The organism is Haloplanus litoreus, from assembly GCF_045690335.1.
GTDB lineage: Archaea > Halobacteriota > Halobacteria > Halobacteriales > Haloferacaceae > Haloplanus > Haloplanus litoreus.
The window spans coordinates 1674112-1697016 of sequence record NZ_CP147874.1 but is presented as its reverse complement, the minus strand read 5'-3'; the positions used below and the strand labels follow the sequence as shown (position 1 = coordinate 1697016).

Sequence of the window (22905 nt, the reverse complement as noted above, 5' to 3'; positions counted from 1 at the left end):
ACGGCCCCCGGCGATACCGTCGACGGTCAGGCGTAGGCCTGCATCGTCACGACGGCGAACAGTCCCGCCACGACGGCGAGGGCGAACCCGCCGGCCTTGGGCAGTTGCCCGGGCGCGACGAGCATCGCCGCCGCGCCGACGAGCGCGAGGATGGAAAAGAGCACGCCGAACCCGACCCCTCTGTCCGTCACGGCGACGTCGTGTGCCATACCGAACCGTCCGTCGGGGCGCACTTAGCTCATTCGACTCCGTGTGGGCGTCCCCCGTGAGCGAGTCACGGACGACGTTATAAATCATCGGAGGCCCGTAGGAGCGGTATGGACTTCAGCCTCTCCGCCGAGCAGTCCCAGATGCGCGATATGGTGGCCGACTTCGTCGACGAGGAAATCGTCCCCGTCGCGGCCGACATCGACGAATCCGACGAGTTTCCGACCGACCTCGTCGCGGAGATGGCCGACCTCGGCCTGATGGGAATGCCGTTCGACGAGGAGTACGGTGGCTCGGGCCTGGATTACCACGCCTACGCAGCCTGTCTCGCGGAGATCAGCCGCGGGAGCGGCGGCCTCGGGACGGTCGTCGCGGCCCACACCAGCCTCGCCGGCGGGATGCTCGACGCCTTCGCGTCCCCGACCCAGAAAGAGCGGTTCCTGACGCCGCTGAACGAGGGGACCGACATCGGCGCCTTCGCGCTCTCGGAGGCCGGCGCCGGGAGCGACGTGCCCGCGATGGAGACGACGGCGGTCCGCGAGGGCGACGAGTACGTGATCGACGGCGAGAAGCTCTGGATATCCAACGGCTCCGTCGCCGACACGGTGGTCCTCTTCGCCAAGACCGATCCCGAGGCCGGCCGGAAGGGTATCTCCGCCTTCGTCGTCCGCCCCGACGAGGACGAGGGATACCACGTCGAGGGGACCGAACACAAGTTGGGCGACAAGGGATGTCCGACGGCGGAACTTCGCTTTGCCGACCTCCGGGTCCCGGCCGACCGTCTCCTCGGGGAAGAGGGTGATGGGTTCCTGCAGGCGCTGAAGACGCTCAACGCGGGGCGGATCACCATCGCCGCTCGCGGCGTCGGTATCGCCCAGGCCGCCCTCGACGAGGCCGTCGACTACGCGAACGAACGCGAGCAGTTCGGCCAGCCGATCGGCGACTTCCAGGCCATCGGACACAAACTCGCAGATATGGACACGAAGCTACAGGCGGCGCGCCTGCTGATGCATCGGGCGGCCGATCGAAAGATGCGCGGCGAGCGGTTCGTCAAGGAGGCCGCCCAAGCCAAACTCTACGCCAGCGAGGTGAGCCGCGAGGTGGCCAACGAGGCGATTCAGATCCACGGCGGCTACGGCTACACGAAGGACTTCCCGGTCGAGCGGTTCTACCGCGACGCCAAACTCAACGAAATCTACGAGGGGACCAGTGAGGTGCTCCGCAACACCATCGCCGACGAACTTCGGTAGGCCGACCGGAAGGTTCGACTGGCCGGAGTCCCTTGGTCGCGTATGCCCGAACACGACGACGTCGTCGCCAACTACTACGAACGGGATGGCGAACGCGTCCTGACGTTCGAACGCGACGGGCGGACCGCCGCGCTCGCCCAGAACAGCGAAGGGTACGCGATGGTGACGGTGCGCCACGGTCCGGAGGACGACGAACTGGAGCGCTACTACGGGTTCGACATGGCGCTCGACCACGCCGCCGAACTGCTCGGGGTGCGGGTCGCCGACCTGCCGGTCCCCGCGGAAGCGGACGATATGGGGATGTGATACGGATCGTCGTAAGCCAGTACCGGTGTGTCGTAGACACGCGACGACGACCCACCGGTGACCAGTCACAACGATCCGTATGGGCGTCGTCGACCCCCGATAGCGGGGAGACGAACCGCACGCTGAAGACGGTGTCCCCATGCCGCACGGTCGGTGGCCCCCATCACCGAACGAGGAGTTCGTCGAGGGCGACCACGGCTACCCGGTCCAGTAGAACCGCGGACCGAGCGTGAGGTAGGCCAGCGACAGGAACAGGAGTGCGAACGCGAACACCTCGCCCGGACGCCCCTGGAGAAGGATGGCGAGCGCCTGCACGACCCCCATCACGAGAGCGTCCTGGGGATGGAGGTCGGGATACCGGATCTGCGTCACCATGAGCGCCGCCAGCAGGCCCGAGAGCGCGACCAGCAGGACGGGCCCGACGAAGCCGGCGAGGACGCCCGCCGAGAGGATCGTCGCGGCGAGCGTCGAGGGAGCGCCCTTCGTCTCCGACGCGTCGCTGTCGTAGGCGGTGTAGAGACCGAGACGGGTGACCGCCATCGCGACGTAGACGGCGGGGAGCAGGAGGCCGAGAACATAAAAGAGCGGCTGGCCGTCGAGTGTCCAGGCGTCGGCCGCCCGCGACGCGATCAACATCGCGGGTGCGACGCCGAAGGAGGCCACGTCCGCGAGGGAGTCGAGGTACGGTCCGGCGGCCGTCCCGCCGCGTTTCCGGGCGATGACCCCGTCGAGACCGTCGGCGACGGCCGCCAAGAGGACGATGCGGGCGGCGAGCGGGGCGTTCGCCGTCGCAACGAACGCGGCCAGAAAGCCGAGCATCGCGTTGCCGACCGTCACGGCGTCGGCCAGTCCCAGACGCCCGACGAACCGCGGTTGCATAGCCCCATCCTCTGCAACCGAGGATTTACGTCTTTATATCGTCGGCTTCGACCGTCGAACCAGTCCGCATTTATTCCTCGCCCCCCGAGGTTAGCTATGCGCAGACGCCGGCTTCTCGCGACGCTCGGATCCGGGCTGGCCGTCGGTAGCGCCGGCTGTACCGCCGCCGGAACGGTCAGTGGCGGCGCGGACGGCGACGTGGGTATGACGGCCACGGCGTTCGAGCCGTCGAACATCACCGTCACACCGGGCGAGGAGGTCGTGTGGTACAACAACAGTGCCCGCGCCCACTCCATCACCGCCTACGACGAGGGCATCCCGGCGGACGCCGACTTCTTCGCCACCGGCGGATACGAGTCCACCCAGGCGGCTCGCGAGGCGTGGGACGGCATGAACGGCGCGATCACCAGCGGGGAGACGTTCAGCCACACGTTCGAGATCCCCGGTCGGTACAACTACTTCTGTATCCCACACGAGCGCGCAGGGATGGTCGGAACCGTCGTCGTCGAGGAGTGATCACGCGGCGGGCAGTTCGACGACGGTCGTCCCGTCGGCGGCGGAACCGACATCGATCCGCCCGCTCGATTCACGGACGATCCAGTTCGTGAGCCACAGCCACAGCCACAGCCCAGTCCGACGCTGTGGGTGAGTCGAGGCTCCTCGGCCGCTCGAGGATCTGCCGATCTACGGGCGGGAGTTCCGTATGCGAAGCGAGCGGGACGTCGGCGAGTCCGCGACCGTCGGCGGCGACGCGGACGGTGACCTAGTCGGCGCGTCGTCCGTCGAAAAAGGTTGCGTGTGGCGTCTCAGTCTTCGTCGACGGCGACGTCCTCTTCGTCGACGTCGACCGACGCTTCCTCTTCGGCGGCGACCTCTTCGGGTCGTGCTTCGAGGGTGAGCTTCTGGACCTCGACCCGGCGAAGCGGGTAGATGGTCTTGGCCTCGCCGTAGATGGCCGAGGAGAGGCGCCCCTCGACACAGCTCTCGACGAAGGATTCGAAGTCGCGTTCGGCGGCCGCCTCCTCGACGAGGTCGATCATGACCCGCCGGATGGCCTGCTCCTGGCTGCGGTCGGCCTTCTTCGTCGTGAACGCGACGGGCTGGACGCGGACGCGGTAGTCGTCCGTCGTCAGGACCGTCACGGTCGCGTCGATTTTCGAGGCGCCGCGGCGCACGAGGCTCCGCAGGTAGTCCCGCGTGAGTTCGTGCTTGACGAACTCCGTGTACGCGGAGTCCGACCCCACGTCCGTGATCTTGAACGTGAGTTTGGTGTTGTTCGCCCCGGCGTCGTCGGTGACTTCACCGAGGGTCGTCTCGATCGTTCGGCCGATGATCTTCTCCGGTTCGTCGGCAACCGTCTGACCCAGTTCCGCCCGGTCGTACTGCTCCGGGGCGATAACCGTGTACCAGCGCTTGCCGCGTTTCTGCTTGGATACTGAGCGTTCACTCATGGTTGTGTCTGTGTTCGTGTGCCGTTCGTGCGACGGTCTCCGCGACCGTCAGGTTCACCACGTAGTCGTCCACGGTCGACTGCAGTCCGCCTGCAGTCTCGCGTTCGACGGTCGTGCGGACGACGTCGTCCGCCACACTCGTCGACATCGACGGCGTGTTGTCCGGCCGGAGTGCGGCCGCCACCGTCGACGCGTCGTCGTGTGTCGTCTCCACGCAGGCGCGTCTCTCGCTCATAGCGCCTCCCTGAACGCCGTGATCAACCGCGATACGTCCACTGCGTCGTCGAACTGCGCCGTCGCCCGCCGGGAGCCACCCGTGCTCCGTCCGTCCACGTCGACCGCCTCGACCGCCTCGGCCATCGTTCGGCCGAGACCGACCGCCTCCGTGCCCGCCGTCGCCGCCGCCTCGCCAGCGACGACCAACACGACGGGTTCCGGCGATCTGAAGTCGCGACAGAGGCGGGCGACCGTCCCCAGACGGCCGGGACCACACCCCTCGACGCGTGCGACCAGCAGACCGTCGTACCGGCCCGTCGTCGCGTCCGAGAGCGCGGCGTGGACCGCACGGCCGTGCGTCCGCCAGGCGTCGAGGACCGCCGTGCGCGTCGACTCCGCGTCGCGGATGGCGAGGGCGACGCCCGTACCCGGCCGCTCGCGTGCGACCGCATCGAGGACGTCGCCGAAGCCACCGACCGTCGCGAACCGACCGTCGGGCGTCGTATAGGGGTGTAACACCCGCTCGACCGCCTCGGCGGCCCGCGCCGACGACGCCGAGGCCTCGACGGCCAGCCACGAGGCGAGCCGTCGACGCGCCTCGTCGTCCGAGTCGGCCGACACGCCAAGCTCGTCGAGCGCTGCCCGCGTCGCGTCGTGATCTCCCGACACCGGGGCAGCGACGAGTGTCGAGTGTGCGAGCCCGTCGGCCAGGTCGGCCGTCGGGATCGCCACGCCCGGTCGACGGTCGACCGTCGTGTGTCGCTCGGCCGACTCCAGCAGCGACGCCGCGTCGCCGACCGGTCGACCGGCCGCGGTGACCCCCGCGAGCGCGAGGGTCGGATCGGGCTCGACGCCGAGTTCGCGAGCCGTCTCGGCGGCCGCGACGCTCGCGGGACGGTCGTCACTCGTGAGCGCGACGTCCCCACCACCGACGCCGAGGCCGACGACGAGTTCGTCGTCGTCGCCCGGCGGCGGGTCGGGGGTCGGATCGACGCGCACCTGGAACGGGGTGGATCGCTCCCTGAGCGCCCGCACGAGGACGCCGCTGGCGGCCAGTGAGTCGCCGGTCGCGGCCGCGACGACCCGGACGAACGGGGCCGAGCGGAGCGCGACGGCGAGTTCGCCGGCGTCGGCGTCCTCAGCGGTGGCGGGCGCGGTGGACATCTACTCCTCCAGCAGTTCGACGGCGACGTCGTAGCTGTAGGTGAAGTCCTCGTCGAGCGCGTCGCCGCGGTAGTAGCCCACCAGACGGCGGATCTTCGACTCCGTGTTCTGGAGCGAGCGCTTGTTCTGGTGGTCCTGCGGGTTCTCCTGCATATGCTCGCGCAGGCGAATCGCCCGCTGCATCAGGCTGCGCAGGTCCTCGGGCAGGTCCGCGCCGGCGTCGTGGGCGTCGAGAATCTCCGTGATCTTCCGGCCCGTCGCCAGCTTCACGTCGGGGATCGGCGTGCCCTTCACGCCCTCGTCGCGCAGTTTCATCCCGATGATGCTCGGGTCGTGACCCTGCTCGGCGAGTTCGACCACGCGCTCTTCGATGTCCGCCTCGTCTACGTCGCTCCACTCCGGGGGTTCGTCTGCCACCGGCTTGTCCGAACCGGACGAGCCTCGGCGGCGGGTGTGCATTCGTGCCATAGATGAATTGGAACCGCACAGACCGCAGAAGCGTATCCGTGACCGACAGCTGTCGGTACACGCACTCCCGCAATCCCAAGCCCAGTCGGGCGAGTCAGATTTGCGGTCGCGCCGTTCCCGTTGAACTCTTCGGGGTCGAGCACTAAACCGTTTCGAATCCGAGAGGCTCGGCCGTCTCGACGCCCGTGAGACGGCGCCTCGCACACGACGGCCGATTCGAAGGTCTTATTATGTGGACAGCGGTACGATTCGATGCGACGAGGGCTCGTAGATCAGGGGTAGATCACTCCCTTGGCATGGGAGAGGCCCCGGGTTCAAATCCCGGCGAGTCCACTAAGAAACACACATCTTCTACATTCCGCAGACGGCGTAGAGGTGTTTATACCGGACATACCAGTTTTTGCGTTGATTCCAAGCGGTTTCGCGGCAATCCGTGCCAGTTGGATTCCGACCACCACTCACTCCCGCCTCGACTACGTCGGGCGTTCTACAACATTCCGTTCGTGAAGTGATAGCATAGCTGTTGCGATCAAGAGATACAACGAGCGTGAGGTTCGTATTTTAGTCTGCTTCACTTTCCGTTTCGGAATTGTCATCTGAGGAATTATCAGGGAACCAAGAAGAGAGGCCTGCCCACACCGCTTGAATAACGGTGAGAAAAAGTCCGGCAGTAGCAGCGTAAAACCAAATAGCAATGAAAATGGCAATGAAGAGAAGCCATCGTTGTGAAGGGCGGGCCCCGGCGATTAGGGCCTGAAAGGTATTCGGTCCATAAACAGTCTCAATAATCGTATAAACAAGAAGACCGGCAAGTGCCGTTACAAGTGACAATAGCGCAAGTCCGGTGTATCGGCTTCGACCGAGTATATCTGCTAACTTTGCATGAATCTCGATCTCTGAAATAAGACGGTCATGCGCCCAAAATACAGTAAGAGGGGCGAGTAGATACACAAAAGAGAACCAGAAAGCGGCGGCAGAAGCAGGGAAGGTAGAGAGATAATGCATGAGCGTGAGTATAATCGGCAACAGAAAGAGAAAGAACACCAGATAGGGGACGTTTTCAGGTCGAAGCAGGAGGTCCCCTTCGTCGGGAGATAGCATTTTAGAATAGAGTTTGATAAGAATAAGCAGGAACAACAAGAGTACAATCCCAAAGCCAAAAAAGGAGACGAGATTCGCTAACGGTACCTCATCAGGGCCAGTTGCGGGCAAATCCGCTTCTCGAAGGTAGATCGAGAAAGCGCCGAAGACACCAATAAGAGTGAATAAATGGCGATTATCAAACAAAAATACATCGAGACCACTAATCCATGACTCCGCCGCTTCAACGACTCGGAAGTCAACACGGGCGTCGTCTGTATTCTCACTTCTGTCCACCATTATGTGAAAACTGTCAACTACATATATAAATCCTCTACCAGACGACCCCCTGTGCCGATCAGTCTCGAAGGCTTCCCCACCGAATTCCGATAGGAGGTTCGGCCTTATTCCTCCCTATAAGTGGATACGTCTCAAGTTTCGCGGAGGAAAGCGGCGCGGCACTATCAGAGATTCCCGCCTCGCGGCAGAATGGAGAAGTGTGCAACAGCGTTGTCAGAGTAGAGTTATATACGATTTCTGCGTCTATAAGATGAGGAGAAGAGAAGTCGGCTTCTTTGGGGTTCGGATTAGGACGAATTAGCAGGTAGAACGACCAATAAGGCTATATCCGAGATTGGTGTTAACTGTTTAGGAGAGAGCGGTTAGTTCTGCGTTGAAATTCGCGTCTTGAGCCGATAGTATCTCTCCCCATGTGGTAAAAATGAACGACAGTAGATACTTCTATGCGGAAACTCGGAACGCGCTGAAAACTGCAATTGAGACGGAAGGCCGAACTCTGGTGCCGGCACTTCCCGCCCTTGGAAAGAGTACGGGCACGATTGAGATTCTTGCCGAGTCGGGGCAGAAAGCGGTCATCTTCACGGACACGCACAAGTTGTACGACCAAATCGAGAACCAATGCAAGAAAGAGGGGCTTCGCTCTCACGTGCTTCCCTCATTCCACAACCATTGCTCAACAGGGGGTAAAGAGGGAGTTAGAGAACACGGAAGCGAGTGGGCACGCAAGTTCCGTGCTGAGTACAAGAAGGGCCGTGGTGGACGGGAACTGCATGAGAACGCCAAGCAGATATTCGGAAAGGAACTTCCCTGCCAGTCAACTGGTCAATGCGACTATGTGCGCCGTCTTGACTCCAACCTTGACGACTACGACGTTCTCATCGGGAATTACCGGCATATGTTCAAGCCGGAATACAGCGAATCTCGTATCGTCATTATCGACGAGTTCCCCGGCGATGGTGTTCTAACGACTCTCTCAAGCGACGACGCCAACAATGCTATCCTGCGCTACTTGGCGGGTGAAAATTCTCTCTCCTTCATGAGCGCAGAGGACATTCTGATTTACCGGCACAATCTCATCGGAGAGACTGATCACGATCCGGCTGTCCGCGAATGGTTATTGGGAACAGAGGGAACGACGTTTGAATCGGTGAGTTGGCATCGTGAAGGGCGGAATCCAAATGTTACGGCATATGGGTCGCTACTGGTGCGTGCGGCTCTTGAAGACACGAAACTCGCTGATGGGTGGAGTCAGGCCGTGTTGTCGGATGAAACAGTCATCGTGCGAAGTCCGGCAGGCAGGGTGCATATTCTCCCACCGCTTCCCTTCGATGAAGGTACTAATATTATTGCTCTTGATGGGACGCCGTCGCTCGAAATGTGGCGTACCGTACTCGGAGATGAGTTAGAATACCTTCCCGTTCTCAGCGAGGAAGAACAACGAGAATGGCTCAATCACCTCGGATTGCGGATTATTCAACTATCCGAAACCACGATTCCGGTTTTTGGGGGGCGAGATGATCCGCATACGGACTATGCTCTCATTGAGGAAATCACTCGACGTGAAGAAACTGTCCCCTTCGTGATCACTTCTAAGAATGGCTTCCGAAATCTCCGCCCGTTCGAGTCGGACGAATTAGTGTGGGAAGGAGAACATTACGGGAATCTCAAGGGTAGAAACGATTTAGACGGTCGTAATCCTGTCCTGATTATCGGAAGTCCACAGCAGAGCGACCTTGTTATTCAGAAATGGGCAGCACTCAGGGGACACTCGGCGGCCCGAAGAAAGGACGAACACGGGAACATCCTTAGAGGTACAAAGTTGGACTTCGGACCAGTTGGGAATGAAATCCTACGCGGCACTCGTGAAAGTGAAGTTCTGCAAGCGGCCATGCGTTTCAGCCGGGAAGTCAGAGACGAAAAAATTCGCGTGTACGTCTTCTCGTGTGCTATCCCTGAATGGGTCGATCCCGACGTTTGGCACACAGAAATCAAACGGTGGGACGACGGAAGAGGAATGAGTCAGGTAGTCCATGCGTTGACGCACGGTGATGAGTGGAAAACTGTGAAGAGAACAGCGAACCAGATCGAAAAGGTAGTTGAGGAATTATACGGTGACGATGGAATCGGTTACAACCAGATCTTAAAGCATCTTAGGCGACTTCACGAGGAGTTCAATCTAATTCGGTGCGAGGGTAAGCGGCCCTTCGTCTGGTCCAACCTTCGACTTGAAGAACGTGGGAAGCACAGTATTGTCTCTCTTCGAGAATAGGCTAATTTGACTACGTCCTATACTATATATAGGGAAATATCAAATTACGATATTCATTACTTCGGACGTTACTCACAGATGTTTGAAAGAGGAAAGGCGGCTCGGCACAGGAAACCGGGGTACAAACTGGTCGTGTAACAGCGGTAAATACCAGTTTCGTGTGAAGCCAGAATTACCGTCAGGGCAACAGTAGGAAGCGACTTTCCCGATCCTCTCGGAGCGTCCACGCTACCGGTTCCCGAGACTTCTCCTGTCGGAGTGCAACACGCCGGTATGCGAGTTATCGGGCCGCAACAGAGCAGGAATGCCGTTCGTCGTTCGTGCTGACCCCCTCTTTTGAGATCCCATTGGGAGTAGCCGAAAATCGGGTCAAATTCTGAGCGGGTTACCTTGCTATGCGGACAGGCGGGACTGACCGTGTCGCAACTACCCCCATGCCGCCCGCCTTCTCTTCTCCGAGCATAGTCTGTCCATCCCGAACGTCACCACCGTCACTCGTCAGGGGGATCAGGTCGCCACCATACGACTGCTCGACCACCCACCTTCTTACGCTTGAGATCGCCGCGTTCCTCTAAAGTGGCCAATTTGTTGTGCGCAGTCCGACGCACAATCCCCAACTCCTCGGCTACTTCCGACGCCGTCCGTGGCTCATGATCGGTGAACACAGCGAGCGCGTCATCGGGCGACACCTCCTCGGTGTACGTGCCTTTGTCACTGCGCCGTCTCTCTTCGCCCATTGGTATGGGATACTCCGGCGACTGAGATGAGTGTTCTGCCTATTCCTACGAACACCACCGGAATGCTTATCTCCTATTCCGTCGTAGGAATTGGTGAGAAGAGTGGTTCCCTCGGGGCGCGTGAAAGCGTCCGGGTGTAGTAGCACCCGGAGCCGGCTTCTCGTGGAGAGAAAGCCAATGGAAACCAACGAAAGCGGCAAAGAAAAGACTGCTGTTGAGTACCTGAACTACGGGGAGAAGACGGCCAAGCGAGCGGAGTATGAGGCTTGGTCTTTCCGGCTCGCCGGGCCTCTCCAAGTCTTAGTCACGAACGAATCCTACGGGGTCGAGAAGGACGCACACGCCTACGTGGTGGCCGTCGAGGACGTGGGAGGAGTGATTGTACCCCGAGAGTGCGAATGCCCTGCTGACCGTTTCAGGGACGACTACGATTGCAAACATAAATTAGCCCTCACCCTTGGTTCCGGGCCGGTCGTCATGGAAGCGGCGGCGGCCTTCCCTGAGAAATCACTCGAATCCTCGAACCCTGTTGAGCGCACTCCGGTAGCCGATGGTGGCCGTCCGGAAAATCCGGAGTGCGAGTGCGAAGAGTTGGGCGGATTACCGTGCTGGTCGTGCTATCAGTCAGAGGGCTACGAATAACTCCCAATGAGATAGAATGCCGTGCGTTATGAGTCTTCAAATCGAAATATTTCATGTCAAAGCCCAACGATAGAGGTAGGACAGAGCCATTTAATCTTGGAATTCTAACATGGATGCGAATTCCTGAATATGAGGCCCGGGTAATTCAAATCTTGAGGGAATTTCCACACGTGGCGTGATATTCTCCATATTTCCAACGATAGTCTCATAGGTGATTGATCCGTCAGGGTCGGTCTTCAACCTGTGCCACGAAATCACGACCGCAGAAATACTATCACTTATATTTAATTTTCCACCAATTCCGTTCACTAGTGTATCAAACTCGCTGTACGTCAATTCCGTTAAGAAAGGAATTTTGAGATGAAGTATATTCGGGGTACTTTCCGGGAATTTCCCACTTGCTTTGCTGAATTGGCGGAGAATTTGTTTAACTCGATCTTCGTTGGATTCATGCAAAATCCCAATAAATGACGAATTTTCTAGATAGAGAGTATCCCCGGTGTCTTTCAAACTAACTTCAAAATTCTTTGACCGGAAGTCATCTAGTTCTAAATTCATATTCAATCGAGAGGAGATGACGGGGGCTACATAATCCGAGTAAAATTCATATGGTGTGTCTCCCGGGCTTGTTGGTTGTCGCTCGATTGTTTTAATCTCGCTCTGACGTTCAAACGGAAGAATTAGTAATTCACCAAAGGGCAGATCTATCCGATGGTATGTGGTGTCCTCTGTGTCTTCAGGGAGATATTTGTCAATGTTATGTGCTTCCTCCCCGGATGGCGTCCGATTAATATTTACAATAAAAATCCCATCTCGCTCTGAATGCGAATTTATTGATTTTTGAATTGCTTCGTGGAGTCCCCCATGTTTTCGATCCTCCTGTGTGACCCTACTACATCGCTTGCACTCTACACAGAGGGAAGTGTGGTTTCGAATTCGAAGATCCGGCGCTTTGGTTTTGCCCTCTTCGATAAAATCGACACCGTATCCCTCCCGTGAATAGAGTGCTGCGGCCTCAATCTCAGCGATAACCTCACGAAACTCATCGGGATTTTGGAGCCGGGTCCGTAGATGATCTGAAATGTCTGTTGAGATGAGTTCGCCGTGCTGATTAACGAGGTGTGAGTCAGAGAGATGACTGAGATGTTCACCAAGGACTACGAGAGAATGTGTACCGGCTGAATAGTGATCTTCGGAGTAAAGTTCGGGAGCATCAACCTCTTCATCAAATAAATCAATTCGGCCTCGATGGTATCTAATAACTAGTGGATGAGGGCTGCGACCATGCTTGTGATCGCGTTCGTTTTCTCCGTAATTTTCTGCTTTCTTTTGCTCAAGCCAATCACGGCCAATTAGATCAACGGCATTGTTGAAGTTACGTCTAAGACTCTCTCGATCAGATTTCTGTCCGTAACTCACCATACTCTTGTAATCCCGTTGTGTTGGTTATTTAGCGTTATGGACGTGTGGGCGAAATCGGAGCGGATCGGATCAGACCGAGATCCCTTGGGCGGAATCTATGAGATTCCGGCTGCCGTCTCTTACTATCGGTTCTATTTATGTTTTAGATTCGGAGTCTGATTAGATATGATATACCTGAGAACGGATTGTTGGAGTCTGAGCGTGAGATGATCTTGGAGTGCCTGTGAATTTTCCTGCAATTGGTGGAAAACATCTCGTTGTTCGGCTACACAGCCCCAATACTTCTGTTGGTTCGTTTGTCTATCACTCCACTCATTTTCTTCTCGGTTCAGGAATTCCCATAAATTCTCGTGTAAATCTGAGAAAGTTTCTATATATTCGATAAGTAAATCATCCGTGTTCCCTTCTCGGGCACTCTGTTCGATCCTATTTATTTCCTTCTCGATATCCTCCTGATTCTTAGCGGATAGCAGCGTCGGAGACAGTCTACGTAAGATCTCGTTATGTTCCTCAGCATACGGAGCATTCGCTCGTTCCAAGCCTTCCTTCTTTTCTTGCAATTCATTCAGGCTGTCAAAATAGCACGAGTATCCTTGGTTAATATCCTGTCTTAGATCAGCAGATATCAGTTCTCTATACTTCGGTTCGATAGCGCTAATATCGTGCCAACAGGTGTAGAATTTCCCGTCAGAAAAGGGGATATCGCCATTTTTTATTAATTCTGTCTCCTTGTATAACTCGTTATAGACGTGTTCGTCAAGTTTTGTTTTAGTTTCTCTATAATCACCATGCCACCAGTCGAGAATCTTTGGTAACAAACCAACGACTACACCGCTAAAGAAGGAGACCGCTTCTGTTGGAATATTCTGCATCGTCCTCGTCCCCCAATGAGATTGGTATTACCTCAATGACAATAAGAGTGCGTTAGATAAATAACTGTATTTTGACCAATAATAAAAGAACGAGTACCGGCTACACGTCCTCTAAGAACCTCCGCCGAACTTCCCGCTTCTCGCTCTCCGTCCGAGCGTCGTAATTCTTGTCAAGCACCTCCCGACTCACGTTCGTCCGCTCGGCAGTCACATCGACAGGCTGGCCCGCATTCAGAGCCGCCGTGATGTACCCCCGCCGAAGCGTGTGCGGACCTTTCGGAAACAAAGTTTGATAGGCTCCTCCGCAATATCTCGCCCCGCTTCCCTGCTGGCAACATCTGGTGATAGAGACTAAGCCGCTACTGTGTCAGCGCGAAAATCTCATACCGGGCGGAACAATTTGATCTGTTTCTTAACCAGCTACGATCTACGGTGTTATGACTGATGGTAGGCGAATGGCATCTGGTTGTGTTTGGCCTTTGCTGTCGGAGATAACTATAATATAGCTGAAATAGTTGATTAAGTATGGGCAACCGCGACGACATGGAACTACGTGAAGCATTAGAAATTCTTTCTAAGAGGGATTCAAAAATGGGGACGATAGCAAAATTGTGGCTACGTGGTAGGTATCCCGGTGAATATGATTTCTCAATAGACAGTGAGGATACTGCGTTTCTGACCGATTACGATTTTTCCACAGCAAGCGACAAGGAAGTGTGTGAGGCGTTGGAAATCCTTGCCGAGAGAGATACAGATTTTGGTCACATCGCCCGAGCATGGGTTTCGGCCCCAAGATATTCCGAATACAGGACAAAAGAATATGAAGTGGATTCAGAGAAGTTGGCTTCGATAACAGAAGTGAATGAATCCTCCTGACGTTCAGAACGCGAACAAGCAAATACCCCCGCCGAAGTGTGTGCGGGCTTCTCGAAATAGAATTTAGTCGACTTCCCACGAAGTTCCGGCCTGCTTTCCTGCTAACGACATCTGGTCCTAAGCATCGGCTCGCCTACTATGCCAGCGCGAAATTCTCGCAACAAGTGGAGCGACTTACTATGTCTCTCAGCCAGCGACGACTGACGGTGTCATAGCCGTTGGGGGAGCAAATGTAGTCCATTTGTTTCATTACGGTATATCACGAAGTCACGCCACGTATGGCTCGACCATTTGGCTTATTCAGCAAATACGACTTTTTTAGTGTTTTTGTGCCGGGATTAGCCACGGTATTTGGCTTCTATATGATCATTCCAAAAGAGATCGATATCCCGGTAGTCTCGGCAATCATACCAACGCTGGTTCTGTCGTTCGTTTTCGGGCAGGCACTACACTCGCTGTCCGTGTTGGTAGAAAATCTAATAGGTAAAGTTGGATTTGCTGCTACACATCGCGACCAATTCTATAGCCGTCTCAACCAAGATTCCGACACAACAGCCAAAAAGGTTGAGGAGATCTGTGAATCTCATATAGAGGACGACGGAATAGACGGAGAATTGGATTTTAGTTCAGACTCAAATGATGCAGTATACTCGTTTGTACAGAGCTATGTTTATATTCACGATATTGGACGTTCGCGGACATTCCAATCTATATTCGCCTTCTCCCGCAGTATGACCGTATTCCTATTCGGATTAATTCCCCTATACCTCACACATCAGTACCTGCGGGAGGTAGGCGTGGTTGCCAGAGATCCAAAGTATCTTGTTTTCTTTCCTAATTTCGGGGACTTCGCACAAACTGTAATACCATTGGCTTTTATGGGTGGACTTGTGTTTTGGTATTCAGCTTACAAGTATAAATCATATTTTGTGGAGTATCTAATTACAGATTTTATATCACTGAATGCTTCCGATGTTGAAACCGGGGATTCCTAATCGTCAGTCCGTTCCGGCAAAATCAAGAAAAGCTATCCACCGACTCGTATCCGTCCTCGTAATGCTCTTTCGAGGCTCCGTGTTTAAATATCTCTTAGGTAGTCCCTCCTTCTCTCAGCCTTCTCCGCCGCCGAACCCTTGTCGTAGTGCTTGTCCAATATCCGCCCGCTCATATTTGTCCTATCACCCGTCACGTCCTTGGGCTGTCCCGCGTTCCTTGCGGCAGTCACGTATCCTCAACGTAGTGCGTGGGGCGACACCGAAGCAGATCGGAGCAGGTGGCATATCGGGTGGAATCTGTGAGAGTCCGATCACAAAATAAATTAATTCTTAGTTAACATTTGAAAGCGGTATGAATGACAAGGATTCTGAATTTGAACTTTCCGATCTTCGAGATGAGAAGTATCTTGAACTTGCTCCTCCCCTGCTTGCTCTTGTATCGGGTTGGATTCTGCTTTGTATAGAGTATACGAATATCGGTGAAGTGCTAGCAATTGTAGGCGGGGCTACATTTGGGAGTACAATATACAAACGCTTCATGATAGAAGGGATGGGTGAGGCACTTTATCGAGAGGGGAATGAATTTTCCGAAGAAGGAAAGTTGCTATTACAAAACACCCTTAATGTCGGTCTAACGGTGTTTTTCTTTACTGCCGGAAAGACGTTAACACGAGGTATCGCGGCGATTGTTGTGGTCGGAATAACTATTTGGGGACTTCTAAAAATAAGATCAATTGGCTACCTTCAACCAAATTCTATGTGGGGTGAAGGAATAATAGCAGGGCTGTGTGTCGTTTTTCTTAGCCTTCTCGGTTTGGGTTTAGCTTATAATATTTTCCCGTTTCTCTCGGAAACAAATATTCTGGTACTTGTCGTGGCGATCACAGCCCTTGCCATTATTGTAGCGTTGAATGATTGGAGGAAATCTGGCTAACTTAGATGTCCTTTAGGAACTTTTGCCGTACTTCTCGCTTCTCGCTCTCAGTCCGAGCGTCGTAGTTCTTATCAAGCACCTCCCGACTCACGTTCGTCCGCTCGGCGGTCACGTCAACCGGCTGGCCCGCATTCAGAGCCGCCGTGATGTACCCCCGCCGAAGCGTATGCGGGCTTTTCGATGACGGACACTTGCTGGCCGTGCTGTAATTGGTCGCCTCACAGTCTTCGAGATCGCGGTCGTGCGGACACTCCCCGGTGTAGAAGCAGGGACGAGTCGCCGTGTAGATGTTGCGCTGAATCACGGTTTTCCCCGCCCGGGTAGTCCGACCAGCAAACAGGGGCCGGCGGTCGTACTCGTCGGTCACGTCGGGCCGAGTGTGTTCGATGTAGTCCGTGAGAATCTGTGCCGTCTCGTCGGAGAGGTGGATTTCACGCTCCCCGCCTTTCTTATTCTTGAGCGGCGTGCCCGACTTGGCTCGGTGCCGAATCTGCAACGCAGGCACTTCGGGCTTGAAGTCCTCTAAGTCGAGTCCCCGAAGCGTCCCCGACCGGATACCCGTCTTCCACAGCGTCGTGAACAGAGCGTGCCGGAGGGAAGCGTATTCGTACTTCTTGAGGAAGGTGAGAATGGTATCCGCCTCGCCCTTCCCTACGTACACCTCTCGGGCTTCGTCCTCCGGTTGGGTTTTCGGTATCAGGACTTTCTCGCTCAACCCCGGCGGGACGCCGTCAATGTCCTCACAGAAGCGAAGGAACTTCTTGAGCGTCCACAGGTTGTTCTTGAGGGTGATTGTCTTCACTCCCTCCGAGCGCCACTCCTTGAACGAGAGCAAGTCCCGTCCGGTCAACTCGTTCAGGTTGGTTCGGTCCGTCTCGTCGCACCAGATCACGAACTGCTTGAGTCGGTCGCCGTGTTTTCTGTGCGTCTCGTGAGCGACTTCGTCCGCTCGGTTGCTCAGGTAGAGGTTCACCGCTTCTTCGGGCGAGATTGGTTCTAACATTGGTTTGCTCCGCGTAGAACGCCCGACGAGGTGCGCGGTGAGTGCGATGGGTGGATGGCTCACGTGGAGTGGGTAGCCTCCGGTCCTTGGCAGGGGAGAGGCCCCGGCGAGCGCCGAACGGCGCGAGTAGTTCAGAATCCCGGCGAGTCCACTTCTTCACTCACTTCGTTCGTTCAGTCGTGGACTCGCCGTAGTCCCACTCGCTCACTCCGTTCGCTCGCGGGACTCCCGGCGAGTGCAAAGATGTCTCGGGAGTCGTCGAACGGCTCCAGATTCACCGCCTGCGCCCGATTCGAACTCGTCCGGGAACTCCCACTGAATCCTCGCTTCACCCCCGAAGCACCGCAAACGACACTCCAGCGTCTCGCTGGCAATCGCCCGAAGCATCCCCGCTCACTCCTCCATCACCACCCGAATCCGCTCGCCCACCGTCACGATCAGGTTCGATCCCATCCGGAGGTCGTACTCCTCGACGGAGAACGGGCGGACGTGTTCGGTTCCGTCGGCCAGCGTGACGGTCAGTTCGTACGTGCCCGTCGCATCGATGCCCGGATCGACGGTCCGACGGCTGTTGGGGTCGACGATGACGGTGTCGCCGAACACGGGGGTTCCGTCCCTCGTGACGGTCAGCGTCACGTCGACGGCGACGTCACGGCCGTTCGAGACGACGACCAGAATCGGATCGGGGCCTGGCGTCGCCGAGCGGGTGGGTGTCGGCGTCACCCCCGATGTCGCCGTCTCCGTCGCGTTCGACGCCGTCCCGCCGGAGTCCCGGGGAGGGGTCACACACCCGGCGGTCGTCACCGAGAGCGCCATCGCTCCGACGGCGAGGACGGTGCGGCGGTCCGCGGTTCCGCCCCGGTCGACGTCGTCGCTCCGTCGGGGGGCGGTCACGCCGTCTCGTTCCCTTCGGGTGCCGCCTCGTACACCACGCGAACCGAGGTTCGGACGGTGACGGGACCGGATTCGATGTCGGACGGCGGAGCACCGGTGGCGACGGGCGTCTCGGTCATGGAGGCGCCCTCGTCGGCGGATCGCGGCGCGCCGCCGGCCGTCGTCTGAATCACGTCGACGCCGGTGACGGTGAGATTGGCGTCGGTGGCGAGCGCGCGGGCCTTGGAGCGCGCGTCGGCCATCGCTGCGCTCCGGGCCTGCCGTTCGAGCGCCCGACGGCGCTCCGTCGAGAGCGTGAAGGTGACGTCGTCGACTTCGGAGGCGCCGTTCCCGACGGCCGTGTCGACGACCGATCCCACGCGATCGGGATCGGTCACAGTGAGTTCGAAGGTGTGAGAGGCACGGTACTCGATGCGGGGTTCGGCGCCCTCTTCGGGGGGCCGCCGTCGGTCCTGGTAGATGTCGTAGCGTACCGTGGAGACCCGATCGTCACCGACGCCGGCGTCGGCGAGCGCGGTGCGCATCCGCGAGGTGTTTGCGGCGAGTCGCTGCCGGGCGGTCGCCGCGTCGGAACCGGCGGCGACGACGGACACCCGGACGACCGCCTGGTTCGGTTCGGCGTCTGCACTGCCGGTGCCGGCGACTTGGATAGTGCTGTCCGAGCCGGGCGTCGGAGACTGATCAGCCGAAATCGACGGGGTGGAACCCGCACAGCCCGCGATCAGGAGGAGAACCGCGACGCCGGCGACGGCGCGTATCGTTCGGGACATCACAGTCCAGACGACGACGGTCGACGGTAAATGCCTCGTGGAGGCCCAAAGAGCGGTTTGAGATATCCGACGGTCGTCGACGAACGTGCGGCCCACAGCCCCAAACTATATCATCAGCCGGCGTTAGGTTCGATTCGAGATAATATGACATACAGTCACCCATCACGGGATAAATTGATAGAAATTTCGGAAGAGTCGGGGTTCGAGCTCAACGAACACGAAATCGACGACTACGCGGAACTCGTCGCGAAGACGCTCGACTTACTGGAGGGATTGGACGAGATACCCGAACCCAGATTCGCACCTCACCGGATCGAGTATCCGGAGCGACGTGACGTCCACCGACCGGCACCGGCCGACAACCCGCACAACGCCTGGATCACGAAAGCAGAAGTGCCGGGTGCCGACGACGGCCCACTCGCGGGCAAGACGGTTGGACTGAAAGACAACATCGCGCTTGCGGGCGTCGAGATGACGAACGGATCGCGGCTGCTGGAGGGCTACGTCCCCGAGATCGACGCAACCATCGTGACCCGCCTCCTCGACGCAGGAGCGGATATCACGGGGAAACTCAACATGGAGAGCTTCGCGTTCTCCGGATCGAGTGACACCTCGGACTTCGGAACGGTCACTAATCCTCGCGCGCCCGAGTACATCGCGGGTGGCTCCTCCAGCGGGAGCGGCGCAGCCGTCGCGGCCGGCGAGGTGGACGTCGCCATCGGCGGCGATCAAGGCGGATCGATCCGGATTCCCTCCTCGTGTTGTGGGATCGTCGGCATCAAACCCACGACGGGACTGGTCCCCTACACCGGCATCTTCCCCATCGACAGTACGCTCGACCACACCGGTCCCATGGCGGAGACGGTGGCGGAGGTGGCGGAGACGCTAGAGGTCGTTGCCGGTCCGGACGGCCTCGATCCGCGGCAGCCGGCGGGACTCGATCCGCAACCGTACACCGACGCGCTCGTCGACGAGCCGGAGGACCTAACGATCGCAGTCTTGGCGGAGGGGTTCGACCGCGAGGAGAGCGATCCCGAAGTCAACGCGACGGTTCGGGCGGCCATCGAGCGACTCGAATCCCTCGGCGCCGAGACCGTCGAGGCGTCGGTCCCCCGTCACCGCGACTCGCTCGCACTCTGGATCGCCATCGCCGGCTACGGTGGCGTTCAGATCCTCAAACAGGGGGGGATCGGGTCTCTGCTCGACGGGTGGTACGACACCGGACTAGCGACCACGTACGATAAGTTCCGCCGGAGTCAGGGCCGCGACTTCCCGGCGTCGGTGAAGGCGACGTGGTTGGCTATCGAGTATCTCGACCGCGAGTACCAGGGGAGCGCCCTCTACGGGAAGTGTCAGAACATCACGTTAGCGATGCGGGCAGCCTACGACGAGATTCTCGAAGACGCCGACGTGATCGCCATGCCGACTCTGCCGATCAAGCCGTTCGAAATCGATCCCGATCTCTCGCGCGTCGAACGCGTCGATCGCTCGCTCCTCACCTCGCTGAATACGGCGCCGTTCGATCTGACCCACCACCCGGCCATCTCGGTCCCCTGTGGGACGGCAGGCGATCGCCCGACTGGATTGATGTTCGTCGGCGGACACTTCGACGAGATGAGCACCCTCCGGGCCGCGTACACCTACCAACAGAACTTCGACTGGCAAGCGGTGTAGGGTTCCGACCGACCTCCCCCGACGGGAGATTGATACGGGAGGAGGGAATCGGGTAGAGTATGCAGAGACCGGGTAGCAGGAGGCAGACCGGTGGCTGAGACGGTTCTGCTCGAAGTCGGCGTGATGTTCGCGGCCATCGGCGTCGTGGGCGCCCTCGCCGCGCGTGCCGGCCTCTCGCCCATTCCGCTGTACATCCTCGCGGGGATCGTCCTGAACGAGTTCGTCCTCGGCAGGGTCGGTCTGCCGGCCGTGTCCGCGGGCGAGTTCGTGACCGTCGGCGCCGAACTCGGCATCGTCTTCCTGCTCTTCTTTCTGGGACTGGAGTTCAACCTGGACAGACTACTCGCCGACCGGACCCGGATCGGCGCGGCCGGCGCGGCCGACTTCGTCGTCAACTTCGGCGTCGGTCTGGGTCTCGGTCACCTCCTCTTCGGCGGAGTTCTGCCGGCCCTGCTGGTGGCGGGCATCGTCTACATCTCCTCCAGCGCCGTCATCACGAAATCGCTGCTGGATCTGGGGTGGATCGCCAACCCCGAGAGTGCGCCGCTACTCGGTGTCCTCGTGTTCGAAGATCTGGTGATCGCGGTCTATCTGGCCGTCGTATCGGCGCTGGTGATCGGCGGCGGGACCGTGGGGACGGCCGCCCGATCCGTCGGTATCGCCCTCGGCTTCATCCTCCTCCTGGTCGTCCTGGCGGCCCTCGGGACGTCGTTTCTCGAACGCCTCCTCGACACCCCGTCCACCGAGTACTTCGTCCTGCGGGCGGTGGCGGTGACGGTCCTGCTGGCGGGGGCCGCCCTCGCCGTCGGCGTCAGCGAGGCCGTCGCCGCCTTCTTCGTCGGCATGGCCTTCAGCGCGACGAGTTACGTCCACGACCTGGAGGCGTCGCTCTCGTCGCTTCGGGACACCTTCGCCGCCGTCTTCTTCTTCTGGATCGGCCTCGTCACCGACCCGTTTCTGGTGTTCCAGGCACTCGACGTCGTCGCCGTCGTCGTCGCGGTGACCGTACCGACGAAACTCCTCAGCGGCTTCTACGGCGGACGGGTGTACGACCTCGACGACCGTCGGTCGCTCCGGGTCGGACTGGCGATGGTGACTCGCGGGGAGTTCTCCCTGATCGTCGCCGCGGTTGCGCTCGCGGGCGCGGGAACGACGCTCCCCCCGGAGACGGCACGGACCATCTACGCGACGGCCGTCGGCTACGTCCTCGTCATGAGCACCCTGGGGACGACGCTGATGCAGACGTCGGGTCGACTCGAAGGGCTGTTGCCGTCGGTCGAGACGTGAGCGACGGCCCGCGCCGCTCACCGACGACAGTTTTACGCACCGACGGGGCGGAGAGTCGGTATGCGGGTTTACGAGTCCGATGTGCCCGGTGTCGGACGAAAGTTCGAACTCGAACTCACGGGCGAGAAGAGCGTGGTGGTGGTCGTCCACCACGACGGCCGGTGTGAACTCTTTCGCCGGGACGGCCCGGACGCCGACGGCGAGAAGATCCTCGACCTGAAGGGGGAACAGGCCAACCGTCTCGGCTCGATTCTGGAGGGGGCGTACTTCGAATCCGTCGACGTCGACTCCCTGTCGGTCCCCCTCGGCGAGGCCATCATCGAGTGGGTCGAGGTGACCGAGGCGTCGCCGGTCGCCGGCGAGACGCTGGCCGAGTCCGACATTCGGAGCGAGACGGGGACGTCGATCATCGCCATCCAGCGGGCGGAACGGACCATCTCGAACCCGCCGCCGGAGACCGAACTCCACGTTGGAGACCTCCTGGTCGCGGTCGGCACCCGGGAGGAACAGGCCGAACTCGCCGCGCTGATCCGGCCGGAGCCGCCGTCGGAGTGAGGGGCAGTCGACGGCGGATTTTTGACGGCGCCGGTCCAAGCCTACGCCATGTCACACACGCTCGTCGACTACGACGACGTCGACCCGGTCGGTGGCGGCCTGCACCTCCTGCGTGACGCACTGGACTGTTCGAACCTCGGGGTGTCGGTGCTGGACGTCGAGGCCGGCTGGAGCGGCAAACCGCACGATCACGCCGACGACGGGCAGGAGGAGGTGTACGTCCTCGTCGAAGGGGCGGCGACGGCCACCGTCGAGGGCGAGGAGGTGTCGCTGTCGGCCGGCGACGCCCTCCGCGTCGATTCGGAGGCGACCCGTCGAATCGACGCGGAGGACGATTCGCTGTTCGTCGTCGCGGGCGCCCCCTAAACCCGCGCCTCTAGATCGACGAGGGCTGCCTCGTCGTCGACGTCGACGTCGACGAGGTGGCGTCTGCTGATCGACCGCGGGCGCTTCGCCCGCCGTCGGCCCAGCCATCGCCAGCCGAGGTTTCGCAGTTGCCGACGCGCTGTACGGTCCAGTCGGGATCTGTGGGTGTCGCTCGTATCGCTCATGGCTCGATCGTCCGAAGCACCTCGTCGTCGGTCGATTCGGATGGGACATCGCCCACTCCGGCCCGAACTAACTTCAAGTTGTGGGTACCTGTCACACGATATC

Annotated in this window: 26 protein-coding genes, 1 tRNA gene and 1 pseudogene; 13 read left to right on the top strand and 15 right to left on the bottom strand. The window is 58.9% G+C overall.

The window, feature by feature from the left end; genetic code table 11:
* Window positions 1-26 precede the first annotated feature (26 nt).
* Window positions 27-209, bottom strand: a complete 183-nt coding sequence (locus V8686_RS09130; RefSeq protein WP_379703679.1) for a DUF7525 family protein — start codon at window positions 207-209, stop codon at window positions 27-29.
* Window positions 210-317: 108 nt separating this feature from the next.
* Here V8686_RS09130 and V8686_RS09125 point away from each other — a divergent pair, with 108 nt between their 5' ends.
* Both V8686_RS09125 and V8686_RS09120 read left to right on the top strand, forming a co-directional pair.
* Entirely contained in the window at window positions 318-1457 is a 1140-nt protein-coding gene (locus V8686_RS09125; RefSeq protein WP_379703678.1) for an acyl-CoA dehydrogenase, read from the top strand.
* A 42-nt stretch (window positions 1458-1499) separates the two neighbouring features.
* Window positions 1500-1763: a DUF7111 family protein gene (locus V8686_RS09120; RefSeq protein ID WP_379703677.1), complete on the top strand. Its 264-nt coding sequence runs from the start codon at window positions 1500-1502 to the stop codon at window positions 1761-1763.
* A 198-nt stretch (window positions 1764-1961) separates the two neighbouring features.
* Here V8686_RS09120 and V8686_RS09115 read toward each other — a convergent pair whose 3' ends face one another.
* Window positions 1962-2642 (bottom strand): protein sorting system archaetidylserine synthase, encoded by a 681-nt coding sequence (locus V8686_RS09115; RefSeq protein WP_379703676.1) that lies wholly within the window; start codon window positions 2640-2642, stop codon window positions 1962-1964.
* A gap of 96 nt (window positions 2643-2738) precedes the next feature.
* Between V8686_RS09115 and V8686_RS09110 the strand changes: the two genes are divergently transcribed.
* A complete protein-coding gene (locus V8686_RS09110; protein ID WP_379703675.1) occupies window positions 2739-3158 on the top strand; it encodes a cupredoxin domain-containing protein in 420 nt (139 codons plus the stop codon).
* A gap of 290 nt (window positions 3159-3448) precedes the next feature.
* Here V8686_RS09110 and V8686_RS09105 read toward each other — a convergent pair whose 3' ends face one another.
* The 4 genes from V8686_RS09105 to V8686_RS09090 are packed head-to-tail and all read right to left on the bottom strand — an operon-like array spanning window position 3449 to window position 5941.
* Window positions 3449-4093 carry a 30S ribosomal protein S3ae gene (locus tag V8686_RS09105; RefSeq protein WP_379703674.1) on the bottom strand — a complete coding sequence of 215 codons (645 nt, stop codon included), beginning with the start codon at window positions 4091-4093 and terminating at the stop codon, window positions 3449-3451.
* Window positions 4086-4328 (bottom strand): KEOPS complex subunit Pcc1, encoded by a 243-nt coding sequence (locus tag V8686_RS09100; protein WP_379703672.1) that lies wholly within the window; start codon window positions 4326-4328, stop codon window positions 4086-4088. The genes V8686_RS09105 and V8686_RS09100 overlap by 8 nt, the downstream gene beginning before the upstream one ends.
* Entirely contained in the window at window positions 4325-5473 is a 1149-nt protein-coding gene (locus tag V8686_RS09095; RefSeq protein WP_379703671.1) for an exonuclease RecJ, read from the bottom strand. The genes V8686_RS09100 and V8686_RS09095 overlap by 4 nt, the downstream gene beginning before the upstream one ends.
* Window positions 5474-5941 carry a 30S ribosomal protein S15 gene (locus tag V8686_RS09090; protein ID WP_379703670.1) on the bottom strand — a complete coding sequence of 156 codons (468 nt, stop codon included), beginning with the start codon at window positions 5939-5941 and terminating at the stop codon, window positions 5474-5476.
* 261 nt (window positions 5942-6202) lie between these two features.
* Here V8686_RS09090 and V8686_RS09085 point away from each other — a divergent pair.
* Window positions 6203-6274, top strand: a tRNA-Ala gene (locus tag V8686_RS09085).
* Between the two features lie 228 nt (window positions 6275-6502).
* On the opposite strand, the gene V8686_RS09080 is transcribed toward V8686_RS09085, so the two are convergent.
* On the bottom strand, window positions 6503-7321 hold the full coding sequence (locus V8686_RS09080; protein ID WP_379703668.1) for a hypothetical protein: 819 nt from the start codon (window positions 7319-7321) through the stop codon (window positions 6503-6505).
* A 421-nt stretch (window positions 7322-7742) separates the two neighbouring features.
* Between V8686_RS09080 and V8686_RS09075 the strand changes: the two genes are divergently transcribed.
* Window positions 7743-9590 carry a hypothetical protein gene (locus V8686_RS09075; RefSeq protein WP_379703667.1) on the top strand — a complete coding sequence of 616 codons (1848 nt, stop codon included), beginning with the start codon at window positions 7743-7745 and terminating at the stop codon, window positions 9588-9590.
* A gap of 491 nt (window positions 9591-10081) precedes the next feature.
* Here the strand turns inward: V8686_RS09075 and V8686_RS09070 are convergent, their stop codons facing one another.
* Complete coding sequence (locus V8686_RS09070) at window positions 10082-10327, bottom strand: helix-turn-helix domain-containing protein (RefSeq protein ID WP_379703666.1); 246 nt, start codon at window positions 10325-10327, stop codon at window positions 10082-10084.
* Between the two features lie 177 nt (window positions 10328-10504).
* Here V8686_RS09070 and V8686_RS09065 point away from each other — a divergent pair, with 177 nt between their 5' ends.
* Entirely contained in the window at window positions 10505-10969 is a 465-nt protein-coding gene (locus V8686_RS09065) for an SWIM zinc finger family protein (protein ID WP_379703664.1), read from the top strand.
* A gap of 90 nt (window positions 10970-11059) precedes the next feature.
* Here V8686_RS09065 and V8686_RS09060 read toward each other — a convergent pair whose 3' ends face one another.
* Window positions 11060-12391 (bottom strand): hypothetical protein, encoded by a 1332-nt coding sequence (locus V8686_RS09060; protein ID WP_379703663.1) that lies wholly within the window; start codon window positions 12389-12391, stop codon window positions 11060-11062.
* Window positions 12392-12522: 131 nt separating this feature from the next.
* Window positions 12523-13263, bottom strand: a complete 741-nt coding sequence (locus tag V8686_RS09055; protein WP_379703662.1) for a hypothetical protein — start codon at window positions 13261-13263, stop codon at window positions 12523-12525.
* 525 nt (window positions 13264-13788) lie between these two features.
* Here V8686_RS09055 and V8686_RS09050 point away from each other — a divergent pair.
* The gene (locus tag V8686_RS09050) at window positions 13789-14139 is read left to right on the top strand and encodes a hypothetical protein (protein ID WP_379703661.1); all 351 of its coding nucleotides are present in this window, start codon (window positions 13789-13791) and stop codon (window positions 14137-14139) included.
* A 278-nt stretch (window positions 14140-14417) separates the two neighbouring features.
* A complete protein-coding gene (locus V8686_RS09045; protein WP_379703660.1) occupies window positions 14418-15134 on the top strand; it encodes a hypothetical protein in 717 nt (238 codons plus the stop codon).
* Between the two features lie 83 nt (window positions 15135-15217).
* Here V8686_RS09045 and V8686_RS09040 read toward each other — a convergent pair.
* Window positions 15218-15397: pseudogene (locus V8686_RS09040) on the bottom strand (tyrosine-type recombinase/integrase); the annotation flags it as partial.
* Between the two features lie 89 nt (window positions 15398-15486).
* Here V8686_RS09040 and V8686_RS09035 point away from each other — a divergent pair.
* Window positions 15487-16068: a hypothetical protein gene (locus tag V8686_RS09035; RefSeq protein ID WP_379703659.1), complete on the top strand. Its 582-nt coding sequence runs from the start codon at window positions 15487-15489 to the stop codon at window positions 16066-16068.
* Between the two features lies 1 nt (window position 16069).
* Here the strand turns inward: V8686_RS09035 and V8686_RS09030 are convergent, their stop codons facing one another.
* The 3 genes from V8686_RS09030 to V8686_RS09020 form a co-directional block, all read right to left on the bottom strand.
* Window positions 16070-17071 (bottom strand): tyrosine-type recombinase/integrase, encoded by a 1002-nt coding sequence (locus V8686_RS09030; RefSeq protein WP_379703658.1) that lies wholly within the window; start codon window positions 17069-17071, stop codon window positions 16070-16072.
* A 393-nt stretch (window positions 17072-17464) separates the two neighbouring features.
* The gene (locus V8686_RS09025) at window positions 17465-17965 is read right to left on the bottom strand and encodes a hypothetical protein (protein ID WP_379703657.1); all 501 of its coding nucleotides are present in this window, start codon (window positions 17963-17965) and stop codon (window positions 17465-17467) included.
* On the bottom strand, window positions 17962-18735 hold the full coding sequence (locus V8686_RS09020) for an SIMPL domain-containing protein (protein WP_379703656.1): 774 nt from the start codon (window positions 18733-18735) through the stop codon (window positions 17962-17964). Before V8686_RS09020 ends, V8686_RS09025 begins: the two co-directional genes overlap by 4 nt.
* A 144-nt stretch (window positions 18736-18879) precedes the next feature.
* Between V8686_RS09020 and V8686_RS09015 the strand changes: the two genes are divergently transcribed.
* The 4 genes from V8686_RS09015 to V8686_RS09000 all read left to right on the top strand — a co-directional run bounded on the left by V8686_RS09015 (window position 18880) and on the right by V8686_RS09000 (window position 22617).
* Window positions 18880-20409 carry an amidase gene (locus V8686_RS09015; RefSeq protein WP_379703655.1) on the top strand — a complete coding sequence of 510 codons (1530 nt, stop codon included), beginning with the start codon at window positions 18880-18882 and terminating at the stop codon, window positions 20407-20409.
* 123 nt (window positions 20410-20532) lie between these two features.
* Window positions 20533-21696 (top strand): cation:proton antiporter, encoded by a 1164-nt coding sequence (locus V8686_RS09010; protein ID WP_379706517.1) that lies wholly within the window; start codon window positions 20533-20535, stop codon window positions 21694-21696.
* 60 nt (window positions 21697-21756) lie between these two features.
* A complete protein-coding gene (locus V8686_RS09005) occupies window positions 21757-22251 on the top strand; it encodes a cation:proton antiporter regulatory subunit (RefSeq protein ID WP_379703654.1) in 495 nt (164 codons plus the stop codon).
* Between the two features lie 48 nt (window positions 22252-22299).
* The gene (locus V8686_RS09000) at window positions 22300-22617 is read left to right on the top strand and encodes a cupin domain-containing protein (protein WP_379703653.1); all 318 of its coding nucleotides are present in this window, start codon (window positions 22300-22302) and stop codon (window positions 22615-22617) included.
* Here V8686_RS09000 and V8686_RS08995 read toward each other — a convergent pair.
* On the bottom strand, window positions 22614-22802 hold the full coding sequence (locus V8686_RS08995; RefSeq protein ID WP_379703652.1) for a PRCC domain-containing protein: 189 nt from the start codon (window positions 22800-22802) through the stop codon (window positions 22614-22616). The two genes, V8686_RS09000 and V8686_RS08995, sit on opposite strands and share 4 nt — an antisense overlap.
* Window positions 22803-22905: the final 103 nt, after the last annotated feature.

What these genes read in the sequence shown, in the direction of transcription:
- V8686_RS09045 (WP_379703660.1), top strand. Translation starts at nt 14,418, where the DNA reads ATGGCTCGACCATTTGGCTTATTCAGCAAATACGACTTTTTTAGTGTT.
- V8686_RS09090 (WP_379703670.1), bottom strand. Translation starts at nt 5,941, where the DNA reads ATGGCACGAATGCACACCCGCCGCCGAGGCTCGTCCGGTTCGGACAAG.
- V8686_RS09070 (WP_379703666.1), bottom strand. Translation starts at nt 10,327, where the DNA reads ATGGGCGAAGAGAGACGGCGCAGTGACAAAGGCACGTACACCGAGGAG.
- V8686_RS09015 (WP_379703655.1), top strand. Translation starts at nt 18,880, where the DNA reads ATGACATACAGTCACCCATCACGGGATAAATTGATAGAAATTTCGGAA.
- V8686_RS09125 (WP_379703678.1), top strand. Translation starts at nt 318, where the DNA reads ATGGACTTCAGCCTCTCCGCCGAGCAGTCCCAGATGCGCGATATGGTG.
- V8686_RS09060 (WP_379703663.1), bottom strand. Translation starts at nt 12,391, where the DNA reads ATGGTGAGTTACGGACAGAAATCTGATCGAGAGAGTCTTAGACGTAAC.
- V8686_RS09005 (WP_379703654.1), top strand. Translation starts at nt 21,757, where the DNA reads ATGCGGGTTTACGAGTCCGATGTGCCCGGTGTCGGACGAAAGTTCGAA.
- V8686_RS08995 (WP_379703652.1), bottom strand. Translation starts at nt 22,802, where the DNA reads ATGAGCGATACGAGCGACACCCACAGATCCCGACTGGACCGTACAGCG.
- V8686_RS09035 (WP_379703659.1), top strand. Translation starts at nt 15,487, where the DNA reads ATGAATGACAAGGATTCTGAATTTGAACTTTCCGATCTTCGAGATGAG.
- V8686_RS09100 (WP_379703672.1), bottom strand. Translation starts at nt 4,328, where the DNA reads ATGAGCGAGAGACGCGCCTGCGTGGAGACGACACACGACGACGCGTCG.
- V8686_RS09130 (WP_379703679.1), bottom strand. Translation starts at nt 209, where the DNA reads ATGGCACACGACGTCGCCGTGACGGACAGAGGGGTCGGGTTCGGCGTG.
- V8686_RS09075 (WP_379703667.1), top strand. Translation starts at nt 7,743, where the DNA reads ATGAACGACAGTAGATACTTCTATGCGGAAACTCGGAACGCGCTGAAA.
- V8686_RS09080 (WP_379703668.1), bottom strand. Translation starts at nt 7,321, where the DNA reads ATGGTGGACAGAAGTGAGAATACAGACGACGCCCGTGTTGACTTCCGA.
- V8686_RS09000 (WP_379703653.1), top strand. Translation starts at nt 22,300, where the DNA reads ATGTCACACACGCTCGTCGACTACGACGACGTCGACCCGGTCGGTGGC.
- V8686_RS09105 (WP_379703674.1), bottom strand. Translation starts at nt 4,093, where the DNA reads ATGAGTGAACGCTCAGTATCCAAGCAGAAACGCGGCAAGCGCTGGTAC.
- V8686_RS09030 (WP_379703658.1), bottom strand. Translation starts at nt 17,071, where the DNA reads ATGTTAGAACCAATCTCGCCCGAAGAAGCGGTGAACCTCTACCTGAGC.
- V8686_RS09095 (WP_379703671.1), bottom strand. Translation starts at nt 5,473, where the DNA reads ATGTCCACCGCGCCCGCCACCGCTGAGGACGCCGACGCCGGCGAACTC.
- V8686_RS09050 (WP_379703661.1), top strand. Translation starts at nt 13,789, where the DNA reads ATGGGCAACCGCGACGACATGGAACTACGTGAAGCATTAGAAATTCTT.
- V8686_RS09120 (WP_379703677.1), top strand. Translation starts at nt 1,500, where the DNA reads ATGCCCGAACACGACGACGTCGTCGCCAACTACTACGAACGGGATGGC.
- V8686_RS09020 (WP_379703656.1), bottom strand. Translation starts at nt 18,735, where the DNA reads ATGTCCCGAACGATACGCGCCGTCGCCGGCGTCGCGGTTCTCCTCCTG.
- V8686_RS09110 (WP_379703675.1), top strand. Translation starts at nt 2,739, where the DNA reads ATGCGCAGACGCCGGCTTCTCGCGACGCTCGGATCCGGGCTGGCCGTC.
- V8686_RS09065 (WP_379703664.1), top strand. Translation starts at nt 10,505, where the DNA reads ATGGAAACCAACGAAAGCGGCAAAGAAAAGACTGCTGTTGAGTACCTG.
- V8686_RS09055 (WP_379703662.1), bottom strand. Translation starts at nt 13,263, where the DNA reads ATGCAGAATATTCCAACAGAAGCGGTCTCCTTCTTTAGCGGTGTAGTC.
- V8686_RS09115 (WP_379703676.1), bottom strand. Translation starts at nt 2,642, where the DNA reads ATGCAACCGCGGTTCGTCGGGCGTCTGGGACTGGCCGACGCCGTGACG.
- V8686_RS09010 (WP_379706517.1), top strand. Translation starts at nt 20,533, where the DNA reads ATGTTCGCGGCCATCGGCGTCGTGGGCGCCCTCGCCGCGCGTGCCGGC.